This is a genomic window from Pseudomonas sp. AGC41, assembly GCF_057334555.1.
The window spans coordinates 35,100-48,375 of the sequence record NZ_JBHFJB010000004.1 but is presented as its reverse complement, the minus strand read 5'-3'; the positions used below and the strand labels follow the sequence as shown (position 1 = coordinate 48,375).

Genomic DNA, 13,276 nt, shown 5'->3' with positions numbered 1-13,276 from the left:
GTGGAATGCGATGCTTGTGGGAGCGAGCCTGCTCGCGAAGAGGCCGGTCCTGACACTGCGCTTTTTGAAGGCATAAACAAAACAGCCCCTGCTCTTTATAAGAAGCAGGGGCTGTTCCAGTGCAGCTTGAGACTTACTGCAAGGCAAGCCTTACTTGCGGTCTTCCAGCTTGGTGATGTCACGCGACTCGTAGCCGGTGTACAGCTGGCGCGGGCGGCCGATCTTGTACGGGCTGGAGAGCATTTCCTTCCAGTGGGAGATCCAGCCGACGGTCCGCGCCAGGGCGAAGATCACGGTGAACATACTGGTCGGGATGCCGATCGCCTTGAGGATGATCCCCGAGTAGAAGTCGACGTTCGGGTACAGCGAGCGCTCGATGAAGTACGGGTCGGTCAGGGCGATCTCTTCCAGGCGCATGGCCAGTTCGAGTTGCGGATCGTTCTTGATCCCCAGTTCCTTGAGCACTTCGTCGCAGGTCTGCTTCATGACGGTGGCGCGCGGGTCGCGGTTCTTGTAGACCCGGTGGCCGAAGCCCATCAGCTTGAACGGATCGTTCTTGTCCTTGGCCTTGGCGATGAACTTGTCGATGTTCGAGACATCGCCGATTTCATCGAGCATGGTCAGTACCGCTTCGTTCGCACCGCCGTGGGCAGGGCCCCAGAGCGCGGCGATACCGGCGGCGATACAGGCGAACGGGTTGGCACCCGACGAGCCGGCCAGGCGCACGGTGGACGTGGAGGCGTTCTGCTCGTGGTCGGCATGGAGGATGAAGATCCGGTCCATGGCCTTGGCGAGCACCGGGCTGATCGGTTTGATCTCGCACGGGGTGTTGAACATCATGTGCAGGAAGTTTTCTGCATAGGTCAGGTCGTTGCGCGGGTACATCATGGGCTGGCCCATGGAGTACTTGTAGACCATGGCTGCCAGGGTCGGCATCTTCGCCACCAGGCGGATCGCGGAGATTTCGCGATGCTGGGGGTTATTGATGTCCAGGGAGTCGTGGTAGAAGGCCGAGAGGGCGCCGACAACACCGCACATGACGGCCATCGGATGGGCATCGCGACGGAAGCCGTTGAAGAAGGTCTTCAACTGCTCGTGAACCATGGTGTGGTTCTTCACGGTGCTGACGAACTGGGCCTTCTGCTCTGCGGTCGGCAGTTCGCCGTTGAGCAGCAGGTAGCAGGTTTCCAGGTAGTCCGATTTTTCAGCCAGTTGCTCGATCGGGTAGCCGCGGTGCAGCAGGATGCCGTTGTCGCCGTCGATATAGGTGATTTTCGACTCGCACGAGGCGGTCGACATGAAACCTGGGTCAAAGGTGAAACGGCCCGTGGCCGTCAGGCCCCGTACGTCGATTACATCGGGACCAACGGTGCCGGTTAAAATGGGCAGCTCGACGGGGGCTGCGCCCTCGATGATCAACTGCGCTTTTTTGTCAGCCATGTGGCCTCCTATTAATGCTTGGAATCATCAGACAGACCCCCCACGCAGGGCCCGCACCACTATAGTGAGATAAATCCGAATGTCAATTTGCCTAAAGTCTTGCTCCAGAAGGCTTTAACCGGACTTTTTCCGCGAAATTGCCTGCCGTTTACGCCTTTTGCCCTGCATGTGCAATGCGCTATTAGGGGAAGGTGAACGCGTTGTCATTAGTAGCCTAACTGTCTATACTCGGCCACCGACCGCCAGGGGCTTTTGGGCCTGCTTTCTTGGGGGTCGTCACTCCCTGGGTGGTGAGTACCTGACCAGTGCGCGCCCCAACAACTTTGCCCTGATTGTTAGGGGCTCTTCAGTGTGAAAAAAAAGCCGTGAAAAGCCAACGACCTGTAAACCTAGACCTAAGGACCATCAAACTCCCAGTCACTGCTTACACGTCCATTCTTCACCGTATTTCCGGTGTCATCCTCTTCGTCAGCCTGGCCATCATGCTTTATGCATTGGACAAGTCGCTCGATTCGGAAGAAGGCTTCGGTCAGGTGAAAGCGTGTCTGACCAGTCCGCTAGCCAAGCTAGTGATTTGGGGCATCCTGTCCGCCTTGCTGTATCACCTGGTAGCCGGCGTGCGCCACTTGATCATGGACATGGGCATCGGTGAGACGCTGGAAGGCGGCAAGCTGGGCTCGAAAATCGTTATCGCCGTTTCCGTGGTGGTAATCGTTCTGGCAGGAGTCTGGATATGGTAACCAACGTCACGAACCTCTCGCGTTCTGGCCTTTATGACTGGATGGCGCAGCGCGTCTCTGCGGTCGTTCTCGCGGCTTATTTCATCTTCCTGATCGGATATGTGGTAGCCAACCCCGGCCTGGGCTATGCCCAATGGCACGAACTGTTTGCAAACAACTGGATGCGTATCTTCAGTCTGCTGGCACTTGTCGCACTCGGCGCTCACGCCTGGGTCGGCATGTGGACCATCGCGACCGACTACCTGACGCAGATGGCGTTCGGCAAGTCGGCGACTGCCGTACGTTTCCTCTTCCAGGCAGTATGCGGCGTTGCGATGTTCGCTTACTTCGTCTGGGGTGTGCAGATTCTCTGGGGTATCTGATTCATGGCTAACATTCCAACGATTTCTTTCGACGCCATCATCATTGGTGGTGGCGGTGCCGGCATGCGCGCTGCGCTGCAACTGGCCCAGGGCGGTCACAAGACTGCCGTGATCACCAAGGTTTTCCCGACGCGTTCGCACACCGTTTCCGCCCAGGGCGGCATCACTTGCGCCATCGCTTCGGCCGACCCGAACGATGACTGGCGCTGGCACATGTACGATACCGTCAAGGGTTCCGACTACATCGGCGACCAGGACGCTATCGAATACATGTGTCAGGAAGGCCCGGCCGCAGTGTTCGAGCTGGACCACATGGGCCTGCCGTTCTCGCGTACCGAAACCGGCCGCATCTACCAGCGTCCGTTCGGTGGCCAGTCCAAGGACTACGGCAAGGGCGGCCAGGCTGCGCGTACTTGCGCGGCGTCCGACCGTACCGGTCACGCACTGCTGCACACCCTGTACCAGGGCAACCTGAAAGCGGGTACCACGTTCCTGAACGAGTACTACGCCGTTGACCTGGTGAAGAACCAGGACGGCGCCTTTGTCGGCGTGATCGCGATCTGCATCGAAACCGGCGAAACCACCTACATCCGCGCCAAGGCCACCGTGCTGGCGACCGGCGGTGCGGGCCGTATCTACGCGTCCACCACCAACGCCCTGATCAACACCGGTGACGGCGTCGGCATGGCCCTGCGTGCCGGCGTGCCGGTGCAGGACATCGAAATGTGGCAGTTCCACCCGACCGGCATCGCCGGCGCTGGTGTACTGGTCACCGAAGGCTGCCGTGGTGAAGGCGGTTACCTGATCAACAAGCACGGCGAGCGTTTCATGGAGCGTTATGCTCCGAACGCCAAGGACCTTGCCGGTCGTGACGTCGTGGCTCGTTCGATGGTTAAAGAGATCATTGCCGGTAACGGCTGTGGCCCGAACGGCGACCACGTGATGCTCAAGCTCGATCACCTCGGTGAAGAAGTGCTGCACAGCCGCCTGCCAGGTATCTGCGAACTGTCGAAGACCTTCGCCCACGTCGATCCAGTCGTTGCGCCGGTTCCAGTGGTTCCAACCTGCCACTATATGATGGGCGGCGTTGCCACCAACATTCATGGCCAGGCAATCACCCAGAACGCCGAAGGCGTGGACGAAATCATCCCTGGCCTGTTTGCAGTGGGTGAAGTGGCGTGCGTATCGGTGCACGGTGCCAACCGCCTGGGCGGCAACTCGCTGCTCGACCTGGTGGTATTCGGCCGCGCTGCCGGCCTGCACCTGGAAAAAGCGCTGACCGACGGTATCGAATACCGCGACGCCAGCGATACCGACATCGACGTGGCCCTCAAGCGTCTGGCCGGTCTCAACGAGCGTACCGAAGGCGAAGACGTCGCCACCCTGCGTCGCGAGCTGCAAAGCTGCATGCAGAACTACTTCGGTGTGTTCCGTACCGGCGAATACATGCAGAAGGGTATTGCCCAGCTGGCGCAATTGCGTGAACGAATCGCCAACGTGAAGATCAACGATAAGTCGCAGGCGTTCAACACTGCCCGTATCGAAGCGCTGGAATTGCAGAACCTGCTGGAAGTGGCCGAAGCCACCGCCATCGCGGCTGAAGTGCGTAAAGAGTCCCGTGGTGCCCACGCCCGCGAAGACTATGAAGACCGTGACGACGAAAACTGGCTGTGCCACACCTTGTACTTCCCGGGTGATAAGCGCGTTACCAAGCGTGCCGTGAACTTCTCGCCGAAGACTGTTCCGACTTTCGAACCTAAAGTCCGGACTTATTAAGGGTGACCGCTATGTTGCAAGTCAGTGTGTATCGCTACAACCCTGATCAGGACGCCGCGCCGTTCATGCAGGACTTCCAGGTCGATACCGGTGGTAAAGACCTGATGGTGCTGGACGTGCTGGCCTTGATCAAAGAGCAGGACGAAGGTTTTTCCTATCGTCGCTCGTGTCGCGAGGGCGTTTGCGGCTCCGACGGCATGAACATCAACGGCAAGAACGGCCTGGCCTGCATCACGCCGCTGTCGGCGGTGGTCAAGGGCAACAAGCTGATCGTTCGGCCGCTGCCAGGCCTGCCGGTCATCCGTGACCTGGTCGTCGATATGAGCATCTTCTACAAGCAATACGAGAAGGTGAAGCCATTCCTGCAGAACGACACGCCGGCTCCGGCCATCGAGCGTCTGCAGTCGCCTGAAGAGCGTGAAAAGCTCGACGGTCTGTACGAGTGCATTCTGTGCGCCTGCTGCTCGACCTCGTGCCCATCGTTCTGGTGGAACCCGGACAAATTCCTGGGCCCGGCCGCCCTGCTGCAAGCGTATCGCTTCCTGGCAGACAGCCGTGACACCAAGACGTCCGAGCGTCTGGCCGCACTGGATGACCCGTTCAGCGTATTCCGCTGCCGCGGGATCATGAACTGCGTCAACGTCTGCCCGAAAGGCCTGAACCCGACTAAGGCCATCGGTCACGTACGTAACATGCTGCTGCAAAACGGCGTGTGATTCAGCTGCTGTACCCGTAGAACCGCTGTACCCGTAAAGGCGAGGGCGTGGGCTTCAACCCACGTCCTGGCTATAACCAGAACAGCCACTCACAAAGCGGCCGTTCTTATTTTGAAGAAATGAGACAAGCAGGGGCATCCGGGCTGGTACCCGGACTATCAGCGTGATCCTAAGTGGCTTGTTTTAGTCGCTGCACTCGGACTTCTGCAAGTTTGCTCGGTGTTTTCGCCGGTGGTGTTCCCCTAATCGAGGGTGACCAAGCATGCAAGAAAGCGTGATGCAGCGCATGTGGAACAGTGCCCACCTCTCCGGTGGTAACGCTGCCTATGTGGAAGAGCTCTACGAGCTCTACCTGCACGACCCTAACGCTGTGCCAGAAGAATGGCGCACCTACTTTCAGAAGTTGCCGGCCGACGGTAACTCTGCCACCGATGTTTCGCACTCGACGATTCGCGATCATTTCGTGCTGCTGGCAAAGAACCAGCGCCGCGCCCAACCGGTGTCTGCCGGCAGCGTGAGCTCCGAGCATGAGAAGAAGCAAGTTGAAGTACTGCGACTGATCCAGGCCTACCGGATGCGCGGCCACCAGGCAGCCCAGCTGGACCCGCTGGGGCTGTGGCAGCGTCCTGCACCTGCAGACCTGTCGATCACTCATTACGGCTTGACCAATGCCGATCTTGATACGACCTTCCGTGCCGGCGACCTGTTCATCGGCAAAGAGGAAGCGAGCCTACGCGAAATTCACGAAGCGTTGCAGCAGACATATTGCCGCACCATCGGCGCTGAATTCACGCACATCACCGATTCCGAGCAGCGCCAGTGGTTCCAGCAGCGTCTGGAAAGCGTTCGTGGCCGTCCGACGTACTCCGCCGACATCAAGAGCCACTTGCTCGAGCGCGTCACCGCCGGTGAAGGCCTGGAGAAATACCTGGGCACCAAATACCCGGGCACCAAGCGTTTCGGCCTGGAAGGCGGCGAAAGCCTGATTCCGATGCTCGACGAGCTGATCCAGCGTTCCGGCTCCTACGGCACCAAGGAAGTCGTCATCGGCATGGCCCACCGTGGTCGCCTGAACGTACTGGTCAACACCTTCGGCAAGAACCCGCGCGAGCTGTTCGACGAGTTCGAAGGCAAGAAGAAGGTCGAGCTGGGTTCCGGTGACGTGAAATACCACCAGGGCTTCTCGTCCAACGTGATGACCACCGGTGGCGAAGTCCACCTGGCCATGGCCTTCAACCCGTCCCACCTGGAAATCGTTTCCCCGGTGGTCGAGGGTTCGGTCCGTGCCCGCCAGGATCGCCGCAACGACCCGACCGGTGAAAAGGTCCTGCCGATTTCCATCCATGGTGACGCGGCATTCGCCGGTCAGGGCGTGGTCATGGAAACCTTCCAGATGTCGCAGACCCGCGGCTTCAAGACCGGCGGTACGGTTCACATCGTCATCAACAACCAGGTCGGTTTCACCATCAGCAACCCGCTGGACTCGCGTTCCACCGAGTACGCTACCGACGTCGCGAAAATGATCCAGGCGCCGATTCTCCATGTGAATGGCGATGACCCGGAAGCCGTGCTGTTCGTGACCCAGTTGGCCATCGACTACCGCATGCAGTACAAGCGCGACGTGGTGATCGACCTGGTCTGCTACCGTCGTCGCGGCCACAACGAGGCCGACGAGCCAAGCGGTACCCAGCCACTGATGTACCAGCAGATCGCCAAGCAGCGCACCACCCGCGAGCTGTATGCCGATCGCCTGACCCAGAGCGGCGTTCTGGATGCCGCGCGCATCCAGGAGAAAGTCGATGAATATCGCAACGCCCTGGATAACGGCCTGCACGTTGTGAAAAGCCTGGTCAAGGAACCGAACAAGGAACTGTTCGTGGACTGGCGTCCTTACCTGGGCCACGCCTGGACCGCGCGTCACGACACGCGCTTCGACCTCAAGACCTTGCAGGAACTGTCCGCCAAGCTACTGGAAATTCCAGAAGGCTTCGTGGTCCAGCGCCAGGTCGCGAAGATCTACGAAGACCGCCAGAAGATGCAAGCCGGCGGCCTGCCGATCAACTGGGGTTACGCCGAAACCATGGCGTACGCGACCCTGGCGTTCGAAGGTCACCCGATTCGCATCACCGGCCAGGACGTAGGCCGCGGTACTTTCTCGCACCGCCACGCGGCGCTGCACAACCAGAAAGACGCCAGCACCTACATCCCGCTGCAACACCTGTACAAAGGCCAGCCACGTTTCGACCTGTACGATTCGCTGCTGTCCGAGGAAGCCGTCCTGGCGTTCGAATATGGCTATTCCACCACCGAGCCGAATGCGCTGGTGATCTGGGAAGCCCAGTTCGGCGACTTCGCCAACGGTGCCCAGGTGGTTGTCGACCAGTTCATCACCAGCGGCGAGCACAAGTGGGGTCGTCTCTGCGGCCTGACCATGCTGCTGCCACACGGTTATGAAGGGCAGGGGCCGGAGCACTCTTCGGCACGTCTGGAGCGTTACCTGCAATTGTGCGCCGAGCACAACGTCCAGGTTTGTGTACCGACGACCCCGGCGCAGATCTACCACCTGCTGCGTCGCCAAGTCATCCGTCCGCTGCGCAAGCCGCTGATCGTGCTGACGCCCAAGTCGCTGTTGCGCCACAAGCTGGCGATTTCGACGCTCGAAGACCTCGCCGAAGGCTCCTTCCAGACCGTCATTTCGGAAATCGATAGCCTGGACGCGGCGAAGGTGACTCGCCTGATCCTGTGCAGCGGCAAGGTCTACTACGATCTGCTGGAAAAACGTCGTGCCGAAGGCCGCGAAGACATCGCCATCGTGCGTATCGAGCAGCTTTACCCGTTCCCGGAAGACGACCTGATGGAGGCCATCGCGCCTTACACCAACCTCACTCACGTGGTGTGGTGTCAGGAAGAACCGATGAACCAGGGCGCGTGGTACAGCAGCCAGCATCACCTGCGTCGCAGCATCGGCAACCATAACAAGGCCCTGGGCCTGGAGTACGCCGGTCGTGATGCTTCTGCTGCCCCTGCGTGTGGTTATGCGTCGATGCACGCCGAGCAGCAGGAAAAACTGCTGCAAGATGCTTTCACTGTTTAACGCCTTCGCGCTGACTGAAACCGAATTTTAAGGACCCACAGATAATGGCTATCGAAATCAAAGCCCCGTCATTCCCGGAATCGGTTGCCGATGGCACCGTTGCCACCTGGCACAAGAAACCAGGCGAGGCCGTCAAGCGTGACGACCTGATCGTCGACATCGAGACCGACAAGGTCGTGCTGGAAGTATTGGCCGAAGCCGACGGCGTGCTGGGCGCAATCATTGCCGAAGAAGGCGCTACCGTTCTGTCGAACCAGGTCCTGGGCTCGATCGAAGAGGGCGGCGCTGCCGCCGCCGCTCCAGCCGCCGCTGCTGCACCGGCTGCCGCTCAGGCTGCTGCTCCTGCTGCGTCGGGCGAAGACGATCCAGTCGCTGCCCCGGCTGCACGCAAGCTGGCTGAAGAAAATGGCATCAACATCGCTTCCGTTGCCGGCACCGGCAAGGGTGGTCGCGTGACCAAGGAAGACGTGGTGGCCGCTGTTGCCGCCAAGAAAGCCGCACCGGCCGCAGCGCCAGCCAAGCCAGCCGCGCCTGCCGCTTCCGCGCCAGTGTTCGCTGCCGGCGACCGCGTGGAAAAACGCGTACCGATGACCCGCCTGCGCGCCAAGGTTGCCGAGCGTCTGGTCGAAGCCCAGTCGAACATGGCGATGCTGACCACTTTCAACGAAGTCGACATGACCGAAGTCATGGCCCTGCGTTCGAAGTACAAGGACCTGTTCGAGAAGTCCCACAACGGCGTACGCCTGGGCTTCATGTCGTTCTTCGTCAAGGCTGCCACCGAAGCGCTGAAACGCTTCCCGGCCGTCAACGCGTCGATCGACGGTTCCGACATCGTCTACCACGGCTACGCCGACATCGGTGTCGCGGTCTCCAGCGACCGTGGCCTGGTGGTTCCGGTACTGCGCAACGCCGAACTGATGAGCCTGGCCGAAATCGAAGGCGGCATCGCCACCTTCGGCAAGAAGGCCCGTGACGGCAAGCTGTCCATCGAAGAGATGACCGGCGGTACGTTCACCATCACCAACGGTGGTACATTCGGTTCGATGATGTCGACCCCGATCGTCAACCCGCCACAAGCGGCTATCCTCGGCATGCACAACATTCTGCAGCGTCCGATGGCGATCAATGGTCAAGTCGTGATTCGTCCGATGATGTACCTGGCACTGTCCTACGATCACCGTCTGATCGACGGCAAAGAAGCCGTGACGTTCCTGGTAACCATCAAGAACCTGCTTGAAGATCCGGCTCGTCTGCTGCTGGATATCTGATTTTCGCCGCGAGGGCCGGTCTGTTGACCGGCCTCTTGCTGAAACAACCGGTTTCGTCCCTCGACGGTCACCACAAGTGACCGTCCGGTTTGATTCGAAAAGGAATGACTCATGACTCAGAAATTCGACGTGGTAGTGATTGGTGCGGGCCCTGGCGGCTACGTAGCGGCCATCAAGGCTGCGCAACTGGGCCTTACCACTGCCTGCATCGAGAAATACACCGACAAGGAAGGCAAACAAGCCTTGGGCGGTACTTGCCTGAACGTCGGTTGCATTCCTTCCAAGGCGCTGCTGGACAGCTCCTGGAAATACAAGGAAGCGAAAGAAAGCTTCAACGTTCACGGTATCTCTACCGGTGAAGTGAAAATGGACGTCGCCGCGATGGTTGGCCGCAAGGCCGGCATCGTCAAGAACCTGACCAGCGGTGTTGCCACCCTGTTCAAGGCCAACGGCGTGACTTCCATCGAAGGCCACGGCAAGCTGCTGATGGGCAAGAAAGTCGAAGTGACCAAGCCGGACGGCTCGGTTGAAGTGATCGAAGCCGAAAACGTCATCCTGGCGCCAGGCTCGCGTCCGATCGACATCCCGCCGGCTCCGGTCGACCAGAACGTCATCGTCGACTCCACCGGTGCCCTGGAATTCCAGACCGTGCCAAAACGCCTGGGCGTGATCGGCGCTGGCGTGATCGGCCTGGAGCTGGGTTCGGTATGGTCGCGCCTGGGCGCTGAAGTGACCGTGCTCGAAGCCCTCGACACCTTCCTGATGGCCGCCGACACCGCGGTTTCCAAGGAAGCGCTGAAGACCCTGACCAAGCAAGGCCTGGACATCAAGCTGGGCGCTCGCGTGACCGGCTCCAAGGTCAACGGCGAAGAAGTCGTGGTCAACTACACCGACGCCAACGGCGAACAGACCATCACTTTCGACAAGCTGATCGTAGCGGTCGGCCGTCGTCCGGTGACCACTGACCTGCTGGCCGCCGACTGCGGCGTGGAAATCGACGAGCGCGGCTTCATCGCGGTCGATGATCATTGCGCAACCGCCGTACCGGGCGTCTTCGCCATCGGTGACGTGGTTCGCGGCATGATGCTGGCGCACAAGGCGTCCGAAGAAGGCATCATGGTTGTCGAGCGCATCAAGGGCCACAAGGCCCAGATGAACTACGACCTGATCCCATCGGTTATCTACACCCACCCGGAAATCGCATGGGTTGGTAAAACCGAGCAGGCCTTGAAAGCCGAAGGCGTTGAAGTTAACGTCGGCACCTTCCCGTTCGCCGCCAGCGGCCGCGCCATGGCAGCCAACGACACCGGCGGTTTCGTGAAAGTCATCGCCGACGCCAAGACCGACCGCGTATTGGGCGTTCACGTCATTGGCCCAAGCGCTGCCGAGCTGGTACAGCAAGGCGCGATCGGCATGGAATTCGGCACCAGCGCTGAAGACCTGGGCATGATGGTCTTCTCCCATCCGACCCTGTCCGAAGCCTTGCATGAAGCGGCCCTGGCCGTGAATGGCGGCGCCATCCACGTGGCCAACCGCAAGAAGCGTTAACGGATAATAAGAAACCACGGCGGTGCGGCCCGTCGCGAGCCTTGCGTGCAAGACTCACCGCGGAATGTCCGCTGGACGCAGTCTTGCGTAGCGGCACCGGTTAACCGGAACGCTACGCAAGCAGCAGTCACAGGTGGTGCGGCACCACAACGGTGCAGCACCGAATGCGCAGTACCTAACGAAGACGGTAATAAGCATGAATCTTCACGAGTATCAGGGTAAGCAGCTGTTCGCTGAGTACGGCCTGCCAGTATCCACCGGTTACGCGGTAGACACCCCGGAAGCGGCAGCAGAAGCTTGCGACAAGATCGGCGGCAGCGAATGGGTTGTCAAAGCCCAGGTTCACGCCGGTGGTCGCGGTAAAGCGGGCGGCGTCAAGCTGGTTCGCAGCAAAGAAGACGCCAAAGCCTTCGCACAGCAGTGGCTGGGCAAGCGTCTGGTGACTTACCAGACTGACGCCAACGGTCAGCCAGTCACCAAGATCCTGGTTGAATCGTGCACTGATATCGCTAAAGAGCTGTACCTGGGCGCTGTCGTTGACCGTTCGAGCCGCCGTATCGTGTTCATGGCTTCCACCGAAGGTGGCGTGGACATCGAGAAAATCGCTCACGACACCCCTGAGAAAATCCTCAAGGCCACCATCGATCCACTGGTTGGCGCACAGCCATTCCAGGGTCGCGAGCTGGCTTTCCAGCTGGGCCTGGAAGGCAAGCAGGTTGCCCAGTTCGCCAAGATCTTCGTAGGCCTGGCCAAACTGTTCCAGGATCACGATCTGGCCCTGCTGGAAGTGAACCCGCTGGTGATCAAGGCCGACGGCGATCTGCACTGCCTCGATGCCAAGATCAACATCGACGCCAACGCCATGTACCGTCAGCCTAAGCTGAAGACTTTCCACGATCCGTCGCAGGACGATCCGCGCGAAGCGCACGCTGCCAAGTTCGAACTGAACTACGTAGCGCTGGAAGGCAACATCGGCTGCATGGTCAACGGTGCCGGCCTGGCCATGGGTACCATGGACATCGTCAACCTGCATGGCGGCAAGCCAGCCAACTTCCTCGACGTGGGCGGCGGTGCTACCAAGGAACGCGTTACCGAAGCGTTCAAGATCATCCTGTCCGACTCCAACGTCGCTGCAGTACTGGTCAACATCTTCGGCGGCATCGTTCGCTGCGACATGATTGCCGAAGGCATCATTGGCGCCGTGAAAGAAGTCGGCGTGAAAATCCCGGTTGTTGTTCGCCTTGAAGGCAACAACGCTGAACTGGGCGCTAAAGTACTGGCAGAAAGCGGTTTGAACATCATCGCTGCTACCAGCCTGACCGACGCTGCTCAACAAGTCGTCAAAGCTGCGGAGGGCAAATAATGAGCGTCCTGATCAACAAAGACACCAAGGTTATCTGCCAGGGCATTACCGGTTCGCAAGGTAGCTTCCACACCCAGCAAGCCATCGAATACGGCACCCAGATGGTCGGCGGTGTAACGCCGGGCAAAGGCGGCACCGAGCACCTGGGCCTGCCAGTGTTCAACACCGTGAAAGACGCTGTAGCTGCCACTGGCGCCACCGCCAGCGTGATCTACGTTCCAGCTCCTTTCTGCAAGGACTCCATCCTGGAAGCGGCATTCGGCGGCATCAAGCTGATCGTTTGCATCACCGAAGGCATTCCTACCCTGGACATGCTGGATGCCAAGGTCAAGTGCGACGAGCTGGGTGTCACCCTGATCGGCCCTAACTGCCCAGGCGTGATCACTCCAGGCGAATGCAAGATCGGCATCATGCCAGGTCACATTCACTTGCCAGGCAAGGTCGGTATCGTTTCCCGTTCCGGCACCCTGACTTACGAAGCCGTGAAGCAGACCACTGACGCCGGTTTCGGTCAGTCCACTTGCGTCGGCATCGGCGGTGACCCGATCCCAGGCTCCAACTTCATCGACATCCTGAAGCTGTTCCAGGAAGACCCGAAGACCGAAGCGATCGTCATGATCGGTGAGATCGGCGGTTCCGCTGAAGAAGAAGCCGCTGCCTACATCAAGGCAAACGTGACCAAGCCGGTCGTTTCCTACATCGCCGGTGTGACTGCCCCTGCGGGCAAGCGCATGGGCCATGCGGGCGCAATCATTTCCGGCGGCAAAGGCACTGCGGACGAGAAATTCGCTGCGCTGCAAGACGCCGGCGTGAAAACCGTGCGTTCGCTGGCAGACATCGGCAAGGCCCTGGCCGAGCTGACTGGCTGGGAAATGAAGAAGTAAGCTTCGGCTGACCCTTCGTTCCAGCAACAAAGGCCACCTTCGGGTGGCCTTTGTCGTTTCTGGTTCGCTCTTGTGGGGGGGGGGG

At 59.8% G+C, this 13,276-nt stretch carries 10 protein-coding genes; 9 read left to right on the top strand and 1 reads right to left on the bottom strand.

The window, feature by feature from the left end; genetic code table 11:
- Window positions 1-150: 150 nt before the first annotated feature.
- A complete protein-coding gene (gene gltA, locus ACE04F_RS00625) occupies window positions 151-1,440 on the bottom strand; it encodes a citrate synthase (protein ID WP_003172803.1) in 1,290 nt (429 codons plus the stop codon).
- A 365-nt stretch (window positions 1,441-1,805) separates the two neighbouring features.
- On the opposite strand from gltA, the gene sdhC reads away from it, so the two are divergent.
- The 9 genes from sdhC (at window position 1,806) to sucD (ending at window position 13,191) form a co-directional block, all read left to right on the top strand.
- On the top strand, window positions 1,806-2,180 hold the full coding sequence (sdhC, locus tag ACE04F_RS00620) for a succinate dehydrogenase, cytochrome b556 subunit (protein WP_024780620.1): 375 nt from the start codon (window positions 1,806-1,808) through the stop codon (window positions 2,178-2,180).
- A complete protein-coding gene (gene sdhD, locus ACE04F_RS00615) occupies window positions 2,174-2,542 on the top strand; it encodes a succinate dehydrogenase, hydrophobic membrane anchor protein (protein ID WP_003179222.1) in 369 nt (122 codons plus the stop codon). Before sdhC ends, sdhD begins: the two co-directional genes overlap by 7 nt.
- A gap of 3 nt (window positions 2,543-2,545) precedes the next feature.
- Complete coding sequence (gene sdhA, locus ACE04F_RS00610) at window positions 2,546-4,318, top strand: succinate dehydrogenase flavoprotein subunit (protein ID WP_434569408.1); 1,773 nt, start codon at window positions 2,546-2,548, stop codon at window positions 4,316-4,318.
- Between the two features lie 11 nt (window positions 4,319-4,329).
- Window positions 4,330-5,034 (top strand): succinate dehydrogenase iron-sulfur subunit, encoded by a 705-nt coding sequence (locus ACE04F_RS00605; protein WP_039594133.1) that lies wholly within the window; start codon window positions 4,330-4,332, stop codon window positions 5,032-5,034.
- A 262-nt stretch (window positions 5,035-5,296) separates the two neighbouring features.
- Window positions 5,297-8,128 carry a 2-oxoglutarate dehydrogenase E1 component gene (locus tag ACE04F_RS00600; RefSeq protein ID WP_486104035.1) on the top strand — a complete coding sequence of 944 codons (2,832 nt, stop codon included), beginning with the start codon at window positions 5,297-5,299 and terminating at the stop codon, window positions 8,126-8,128.
- Between the two features lie 44 nt (window positions 8,129-8,172).
- Window positions 8,173-9,396 (top strand): 2-oxoglutarate dehydrogenase complex dihydrolipoyllysine-residue succinyltransferase, encoded by a 1,224-nt coding sequence (gene odhB, locus ACE04F_RS00595; protein WP_305496107.1) that lies wholly within the window; start codon window positions 8,173-8,175, stop codon window positions 9,394-9,396.
- 111 nt (window positions 9,397-9,507) lie between these two features.
- Window positions 9,508-10,944, top strand: coding sequence for a dihydrolipoyl dehydrogenase (gene lpdA, locus ACE04F_RS00590; RefSeq protein WP_305496106.1), 1,437 nt, complete (start codon window positions 9,508-9,510; stop codon window positions 10,942-10,944).
- Window positions 10,945-11,140: 196 nt separating this feature from the next.
- On the top strand, window positions 11,141-12,307 hold the full coding sequence (gene sucC / locus ACE04F_RS00585; RefSeq protein ID WP_305496105.1) for an ADP-forming succinate--CoA ligase subunit beta: 1,167 nt from the start codon (window positions 11,141-11,143) through the stop codon (window positions 12,305-12,307).
- Window positions 12,307-13,191 (top strand): succinate--CoA ligase subunit alpha, encoded by an 885-nt coding sequence (gene sucD / locus ACE04F_RS00580; protein WP_305496104.1) that lies wholly within the window; start codon window positions 12,307-12,309, stop codon window positions 13,189-13,191. The genes sucC and sucD overlap by 1 nt, the downstream gene beginning before the upstream one ends.
- Window positions 13,192-13,276 lie beyond the last annotated feature (85 nt).